We start from the raw sequence: 6,545 nt of genomic DNA, 5'->3' as shown, positions 1-6,545 counted from the left end.
CCCCCCCCTCCCCCCCCCCCCCCCCCCCCCCCCCCCCCCCCCCCCCCCCCCCCCCCCCCCCCCCCCCCCCCCCCCCCCCCCCCCCCCCCCCCCCCGGTCCCGGGCTCGGCCCCGGTCGGGCTCGGCCCCGCTCGCCTGGCCCCGCCGCCACGCGTCGCTTCGTACATGCGTCCGGCGCCGCCTCCGGCACCCTTCCCGCCTCGTCCCGTCCGTGCCGCGGCGGTGGCCGGCCCGTTCAGACGGGGCACCGGCCCTGCGGCCCGGGTGCACCGCTCCGCACGACCGCCTGAAACCCGATCGCCCGTACGGCGTTAGAAGGACGTACGGACCGGCGCGTGCGCCCCGGCCCGCGCCGGTCCGCGCGACCGCCGACCACGAGCGACACGAGTACGAGGAGCGAGATGACGGACCCCAGGCCGGCCGGTTTCGGCCGAAGGAGACTGGCCGCCCGCTGCCGCAGCATCACGGAGGCGCCGTCGTTCGGGATGGGCGTCTTCGCCGTGATCATGCTCAACGCGGCGCTGATGGGCGTGGAGACGTACAGCGGGCTGGCCGCCGCGAACCGTCACGTGCTCCAGATCGCGGAGGAGTCCTGCCTCACCCTCTTCACGTTGGAGATGCTGCTGCGGGTGGGCGCCCACGCCGACCGGCCGAAAGCATTCTTCCGGGACCCCTGGAACCTCTTCGACCTGCTGATCCTGATCTCCGCCTTCCTGCCGTTCCTGCGCGACAACACCACCGTGCTGCGGCTGCTGCGCCTCGCCCGCGTGCTGCGCACCGCCCGTTTCCTGCCCCACCTGCGGATCCTGCTGCTCGCGGTCGGGCGCAGCCTGCCGGGCACGGCCAGCTTCCTGTTCATCGGCGCGCTGGTCGTGTACGTGTACGCCATGGTCGGCTGGGTCTGCTTCGCCTCCTCCGACCCGCAGCACTACGGCTCGATCGGGCGGGCCGCGCTCACCCTGTTCCTGCTGACCACCCTGGACGGGCTGACGGACGCGGTCCGGGCCGGGCTGGAGATCTCCCGGTTCAGCATCCTCTACTACGCCTCGTACGCGCTCCTCGCCTCCTTCGTCCTGGTCAACGTCCTGATCGGGGTCGTGCTCAATTCGCTGGACGAGGCCCGGGAGATGGAGGAGGCCGACGCGCGGGCCCGGGAGCGCGCGGCGAACGCCATGGACCCCGTCGACGAGGTCCGGGACCGGATCGCCGCCGCCCGCCTCGCACTGGACGACCTGGAGGCGAGCCTCGAACTGGCCAAGCCCGTGCCGCCCTCCGCGCTGGAACGGGAGCGCCCGGCGGACCGGCAGCTGGAGACCGCCGTGTAGCGGACCGCGCCGCGGTCCGCTCGGGGGTCAGCCTCCGTCGCGGACCGCGACGATGCCGTTGAACACGCCGACGTACGCGGTGCCGTCGGGGCCGAGGGTGATCGGCGCCCAGTTGTTGTCGTACAGGGGGCCGGTGCCCGTCAGCCGCCGCCAGCGGCGTTCGCCGGTGCGGAAGTCGACGGCGGTGAGGTACCAGGCGTCGATGCCCCAGGAGTTGGGCTCCTTCTCGTAGAAGTACAGCAGCCCGTTCCCGGTGGAGAGCTTCGGGACCACGGAGGGAGCGCGGATCGCGCTCTCCCACACCGTGTCGCAGCCGCTCCCGTCGGCGCGGACGTCGATGCGGCTGACACCGCCGACGACCGACTTGCCCAGGAGCAGCGAGGCCGGGTTCTCGTAGCCGTGGTTGTTCTCGACGACGATGCTGTTGCCCCAGGTGATCAGCGAGTTGTCGGTGGTCGAGGCGCCTGATCCGAAGACGGGCACCTTGCACACCAGCCGCCGGGCGTCGGGGACGTCCGCGCCGCGTCGGTAGACCAGGACGTTCATCCGGTCGTCGGCGTTGTCGGTGATGGCGACGTAGCCGTCGCCGAAGAGGTCCGGGGTGGTGCCCGACCCCTGGTTCACCGAGCCGGGCTTGGTCCCGGTGCCTCGGTCGTACGTCTGGCGCCATTGCACCTCGGGGGTACCGTCCGCGCGGGTGCGGAAGCCGTAGAGGGCGTGGTCGGTGACGATGGAGACGCCGTCCTCGGCGACCGAGAAGGAGTTCTGGATCTCCTCGCCCGCCAGTCGGATGGAACGGATCCGCGAGGTGGCCGGGTCGACGGTGCCGACGCGGCCCTGGCGGGTGACCCACCAGATGAGGCCGTTCCAGTCGGGCATGACCGAGGTGACGGGGTCGCAGGTGCCGCGGGGCCGCGGGTTGGTCCAGCCGGCGCAGTCGTGGGGTACCGGGCCGGTGAGGTCCCAGTCGTCTTCGACGGTGAACTTCCAGCTCCCGTCGGGGTTCATGGAGTGGGCGAGACGCAGGATGTGCTGGCGGGAGTCGGCGAGCACCGCGCGGTCCTGGTCGTCCAGGTAGAAGTAGGCGCCGCCCGAGGTGTCCTTGAAGATCTTCGTGAAGTCGAGGGAGGTGATCGCCTCGACCGTGGAGGAGCGCTGCGGGAGCCGGTACTCCGCGAGCGTGGCGAGCGTACGGGGCTCCAGGAGCTTGACCTGGAAGCCGGAGAAGGTGCCGCAGACGGTGACGAGGCGGCCGCCCGCGTCGAAGGTGGCGGTGGCGCATTCGCCGCCGAGGGCGGCGATCCTCTCGCTGGTGACCCGCGGGTTCTTCCCCAGCGGGCCGGACCACGGCGAGGTGGCGCTGCCGGCCGCGTCCGCGTGCATGCCGCTGCGGCCGTTGGGCGCGAGGAAGGGGTGCTGGGGCGGGGCCGCGCCCGGCAGCGGGGCGGGGGTGGCGGGTGCGCCTTCGTACTGGCTGACCAGGCGGTGGCCGGGGGTCTTGGGGATCTCGTCGGCCCCCGCGGCGGGGGCGGTCCCGCCGAGGGCCGTCAGCACGGCGAGGGCTGGGACCACGGCGCAGTTCAGCGCTCTTCGGAACATCCGGTCGCCCTCCTTGCTCCACGGTGCTGGCGGCGTCGCGCCGGCATCGGGTCGGCATCGCGCCGCCGCGGAGACGCTAGATCGCACCGTCCGAGGAGTCCATGGACGGGCCGGATGATTCACGAAGGCGCAACAGCCGGTCAACCGCCGGTGATGTCGCTCCAGTGCGCGGTGCGGTCGCACCAGCGGCCGAGCAGCACCGGATCGTGTCCGACGGCCAGCAGGCCGGCTCCGGTCTGCCTCCGGTACGCCTCGACCACCCCGACGAGGGCCGCCGTGGTCGAGGCGTCGAGCATCGCGGTCATCTCGTCGCAGACCAGCCAGCGGGGCCGCAGGACCAGGGCGCGGGCCACGCAGGCGCGTTGCAGCTGGCCGTCGCTGACCTCGTGGGGGCGCCGGGCGAGGAGGTCGGCGCCGAGGCCGACCAGGTCGGCCAGCTCCCCCACGGCGGATTCCGCTTCCTTACGCCGGCCCGTGGCCCGGAGCGGTTCCGCGACCAGGTCGTACAGACTGAGGCGGGGGTCCGCGGAGAGGCGGGGCTGCTGGAAGACCACGCCGACTTCGATGCGCAGGGAGCGCGGGGCCCGGTGCCTGAAGCCCGTCACCGCGCGGCCGTCGAGGGCCACCGTCCCCCGGTCGGGCCGGTGCAGCAGGGCGGCGACCCGGGCCAGGGTGGACTTGCCGCAGCCGCTGGGGCCGAGCAGCCCGACGGCCTCGCCGAGGGGGATGGCGAGGTGCGCGTCCCGCACGACCGGGCTGCGGGGGTCGTAACCGGCGGTGATGCCCTTGAGCTCAAGCATGGTGGCAGGCCACCCCTTCGGTCAGCGGGGGCCGCCCGGACCGGCAGGCGCTGTCGGCGAGGGCGCAGCGGGCGGCGAAGGCGCAGCCGGGCGGCAGGTCGCCCAGCTCGGGAGGGGCGCCGGGGATGGGGGTGAAGGCGCGCTCGGGCAGGGCGTCGAGCAGGCCGCGGGCGTAGGGGTGGCGGGGTCCCGGTTGGCCGAAGAAGGCTTCGGCGGGGGCGAGTTCCACGATCCGGCCCGCGTACATGACGGCGACGGTGTCGGCGATGCGCCGGGCCGCCGCCAGGTCGTGGGTGATCATCAGCAGGGCGCGGCCGGCGTCCCGGGTGTGGTCGCGCAGTTCGTCGGCGGTGCGGTCGACGAGCTCCCGGTCGAGGCCGGTGGTGGGCTCGTCGGCGATGAGCAGGGGCGCGTCCCCGATGAGGGCGAGGGCGGTGGCGGCGCGCTGGGCGAGGCCGCCGGAGAGCTGGTGGGGGTAGCGGTCGAGGTGGCTCGCGGGGAAGGCGGCCCGTGCGGCCGCGGCTTCGGCGGCCGCGCGCGGGCCACCGGGGCCGGTGAGCTCGCGGACGGTCTCCTCCAGGTGGGAGCGGACGGTGCGGACGGGGGTGAGGTGCGCGGCCGGGCTCTGCGGGACCAGGCCGACGCGGCGTCCGCGTACGGTGCGGGCCAGGGTCCGCTCGTCGGCGGCGAGCAGGTCCAGGCCGTCGGCGAGGCGGGCGGATCCGGCGGTCTCGGCGTTGGCGGGGAGCAGGCCGAGCAGGGCGGAGGCGAGGACGGATTTGCCGCAGCCACTCTCGCCGACGAGGGCGAGGCACTCGCCGGGCCCGAGGCGGAACGCGGCGTCGGAGACGGCCTCGACGTACCGTCCGCCACGCATCCGGAAGCGGACGGACAGCCCCTCGACGCGCAGGACCTCCCCGGCGGGCGGGGCGACGGAAGAGGCGGCGGCGGACGGGTGCGCGGGGTGCGGGCTCACAGGGTCAGCTCCGAGCGGCGGCGGGGGTTGAGGCGCTCGCGCCAGGCACCCGCGAGGCCGGCGATGGCCAGCGTGGGGGCGATCAGGAGCAGGCCGGGGAAGAGGGTGGGCCACCAGTCCCCCGCGAGCAGCGAGCCGCGGCCGGCCTGGACGAGGGTGCCGAGGCTGGCCTGGTGCGCGGGCAGGCCCAGGCCGAGGAAGGACAGGGCGGACTCGTGCCACATGGCGTGCGGGACCATCAGCACCGCCGCCAGCCCGGCCTGCGGCAGCACCCCGGGCAGCAGGTGCCGGACGAGGACCCGCCGGCGGGAGGCGCCGCCGGAGACGGCCGCGTCCACGTACGGCCGGCCGCGCAGCGACAGCACCTCGGCGCGCACGATGCGGGCGGTGGACAGCCAGTGGGTCAGCGCCACCGACACCACCACGGGCCAGACGCCGGGGCGGAACAGGGCCACGACGAAGATCCCGAGCAGCAGGTGCGGGATGGCGGACAGGGTGTCGACGGCCCGCATCACGAGGCGGTCGGTGCGGCCGCCGAGCGCACCGGCGGCCGCGCCCACGGCGGTGCCGAGCACGGTGGCGGCGAGCGCCGCGACCACGCCGACGAGCAGGGAGACGCGCAGCCCGTAGACGCAGCGCAGCAGCAGGTCGCGGCCCACGTCGTCGGTGCCGAAGGGGTGTTCCCAGGCGGGTGGCAGCAGCTTCGCGGAGAGGTCGACGGCCTGCTGGTCCAGCTGGACGAGCGGGGGCACCAGCAGGACGGCGAGGGTGAGGAGGGCGGTGACGGCGGCCGAGGCGCGCACGCGCAGGGCGCGGGTGGAGCGCCGGTCCCGGCCGTGGCGGCGCCAGGCGGTGTCAGCCATCGAAGCCCACCCTCGGGTCGGCCAGCCCGTACATCAGGTCGGAGAGCAGGTTGCCGGCCAGCACGGCGGCGGTGGCCAGGACGGTCAGCGCGGCCAGCAGCGGGAAGTCCACCGAGGTGGCGGCGGTGACGGTGGCGGCGGCGAGGCCGGGCCAGCTGAAGACGGTTTCGACCAGCAGGGCGCCGGTGATCAGCTCCGGCACCCGGGAGCCGATGAGGGTGAGCATCGGCAGCATCCCGGAGCGCAGCCCGTGCCCGAGCAGGACCCGCCGCTCGGACAGGCCCCGCGCGCGGGCCCCTCGTACGGGGTCCTCGCCGAGCGCGTCGGCCACTCCTTGGCGTGCGTAGAGGAAGAACCAGGGCAGTTGCGAGATGCCGAGGACCAGTGCGGGCAGCACCAGGTGGGAGGCGACCCCGCCGAAGGTGACGGTGTCGTCGGCGGCGTCGGTGAGCCCGCCGGAGGGCAGTACGCCCAGCCGTACGGAGAAGAACCAGACGGCGAGCAGCCCGAGCCAGAAGGCGGGGGCCGCCTCCAGGGTGTACGCGAGGCCGGACGCGGTCCGGTCCAGTGCCCCGCCCGGGCGGCGGGCGGCGAGCACCCCGAGCGCCGTGCCCAGCAGCACGGCGACGGCGAAGGCGCAGCCGGCGAGCAGCGCGGACCAGCCGACGCGCCCGGCGATGACGTCGGCGACGGGCTGGCGCAGCACGGCGGAGTCGCCGAGGTCGCCGGTGAGCGCGGAGGTCAGCCAGTCCCACCACCGGGCGGGGAAGGGCCGGTCCACGCCGAGGTTGGCGCGCAGCTGGTCGAGTTCAGCCTGGGAGGCGGTGAGCCCGGCGGTGCCGGCGTACGCCTTGACGGGGTCGAAGGGGGACAGCGCGGCGACGGCGAAGACCCCGAAGGTGACGACGAGCAGGACGGGGGCGGCGGAGAGGGTCCGCCGTCCCGCCATGCGCGCCATCGGTCCCCAGGGCGGGCCCGGACG

At 75.0% G+C, this 6,545-nt stretch carries 6 protein-coding genes; 1 reads left to right on the top strand and 5 read right to left on the bottom strand.

The features are described 5' to 3' along the window. The first annotated feature begins 401 nt into the window (after positions 1 to 401). Positions 402 to 1,325, top strand: coding sequence for an ion transporter (locus ACZ4WZ_RS25475; RefSeq protein WP_467893719.1), 924 nt, complete (start codon positions 402 to 404; stop codon positions 1,323 to 1,325). Positions 1,326 to 1,352: 27 nt separating this feature from the next. On the opposite strand, the gene ACZ4WZ_RS25470 is transcribed toward ACZ4WZ_RS25475, so the two are convergent. The 5 genes from ACZ4WZ_RS25470 to ACZ4WZ_RS25450 all read right to left on the bottom strand — a co-directional run bounded on the left by ACZ4WZ_RS25470 (position 1,353) and on the right by ACZ4WZ_RS25450 (position 6,521). After that, positions 1,353 to 2,924, bottom strand: a complete 1,572-nt coding sequence (locus ACZ4WZ_RS25470) for a hypothetical protein (RefSeq protein WP_467893717.1) — start codon at positions 2,922 to 2,924, stop codon at positions 1,353 to 1,355. A 140-nt stretch (positions 2,925 to 3,064) separates the two neighbouring features. After that, the gene (locus ACZ4WZ_RS25465; protein WP_467893716.1) at positions 3,065 to 3,724 is read right to left on the bottom strand and encodes an ABC transporter ATP-binding protein; all 660 of its coding nucleotides are present in this window, start codon (positions 3,722 to 3,724) and stop codon (positions 3,065 to 3,067) included. Beyond that, a complete protein-coding gene (locus ACZ4WZ_RS25460; RefSeq protein ID WP_467893739.1) occupies positions 3,717 to 4,601 on the bottom strand; it encodes an ABC transporter ATP-binding protein in 885 nt (294 codons plus the stop codon). The genes ACZ4WZ_RS25465 and ACZ4WZ_RS25460 overlap by 8 nt, the downstream gene beginning before the upstream one ends. Before the next feature lie 95 nt (positions 4,602 to 4,696). Further along, the gene (locus tag ACZ4WZ_RS25455; protein WP_467893714.1) at positions 4,697 to 5,563 is read right to left on the bottom strand and encodes an ABC transporter permease; all 867 of its coding nucleotides are present in this window, start codon (positions 5,561 to 5,563) and stop codon (positions 4,697 to 4,699) included. Beyond that, a complete protein-coding gene (locus ACZ4WZ_RS25450) occupies positions 5,556 to 6,521 on the bottom strand; it encodes an ABC transporter permease (protein WP_467893712.1) in 966 nt (321 codons plus the stop codon). Before ACZ4WZ_RS25450 ends, ACZ4WZ_RS25455 begins: the two co-directional genes overlap by 8 nt. Positions 6,522 to 6,545 lie beyond the last annotated feature (24 nt).

The organism is Streptomyces sp. NPDC029122 (genome assembly GCF_055569445.1).
This window is presented reverse-complemented; position numbering and strand designations above follow the sequence as displayed.

Coding starts and splice junctions, on each gene's coding strand:
- ACZ4WZ_RS25475 (WP_467893719.1), top strand. CDS start 402: ATGACGGACCCCAGGCCGGCCGGTTTCGGCCGAAGGAGACTGGCCGCC.
- ACZ4WZ_RS25470 (WP_467893717.1), bottom strand. CDS start 2,924: ATGTTCCGAAGAGCGCTGAACTGCGCCGTGGTCCCAGCCCTCGCCGTG.
- ACZ4WZ_RS25465 (WP_467893716.1), bottom strand. CDS start 3,724: ATGCTTGAGCTCAAGGGCATCACCGCCGGTTACGACCCCCGCAGCCCG.
- ACZ4WZ_RS25460 (WP_467893739.1), bottom strand. CDS start 4,601: ATGCGTGGCGGACGGTACGTCGAGGCCGTCTCCGACGCCGCGTTCCGC.
- ACZ4WZ_RS25455 (WP_467893714.1), bottom strand. CDS start 5,563: ATGGCTGACACCGCCTGGCGCCGCCACGGCCGGGACCGGCGCTCCACC.
- ACZ4WZ_RS25450 (WP_467893712.1), bottom strand. CDS start 6,521: ATGGCGCGCATGGCGGGACGGCGGACCCTCTCCGCCGCCCCCGTCCTG.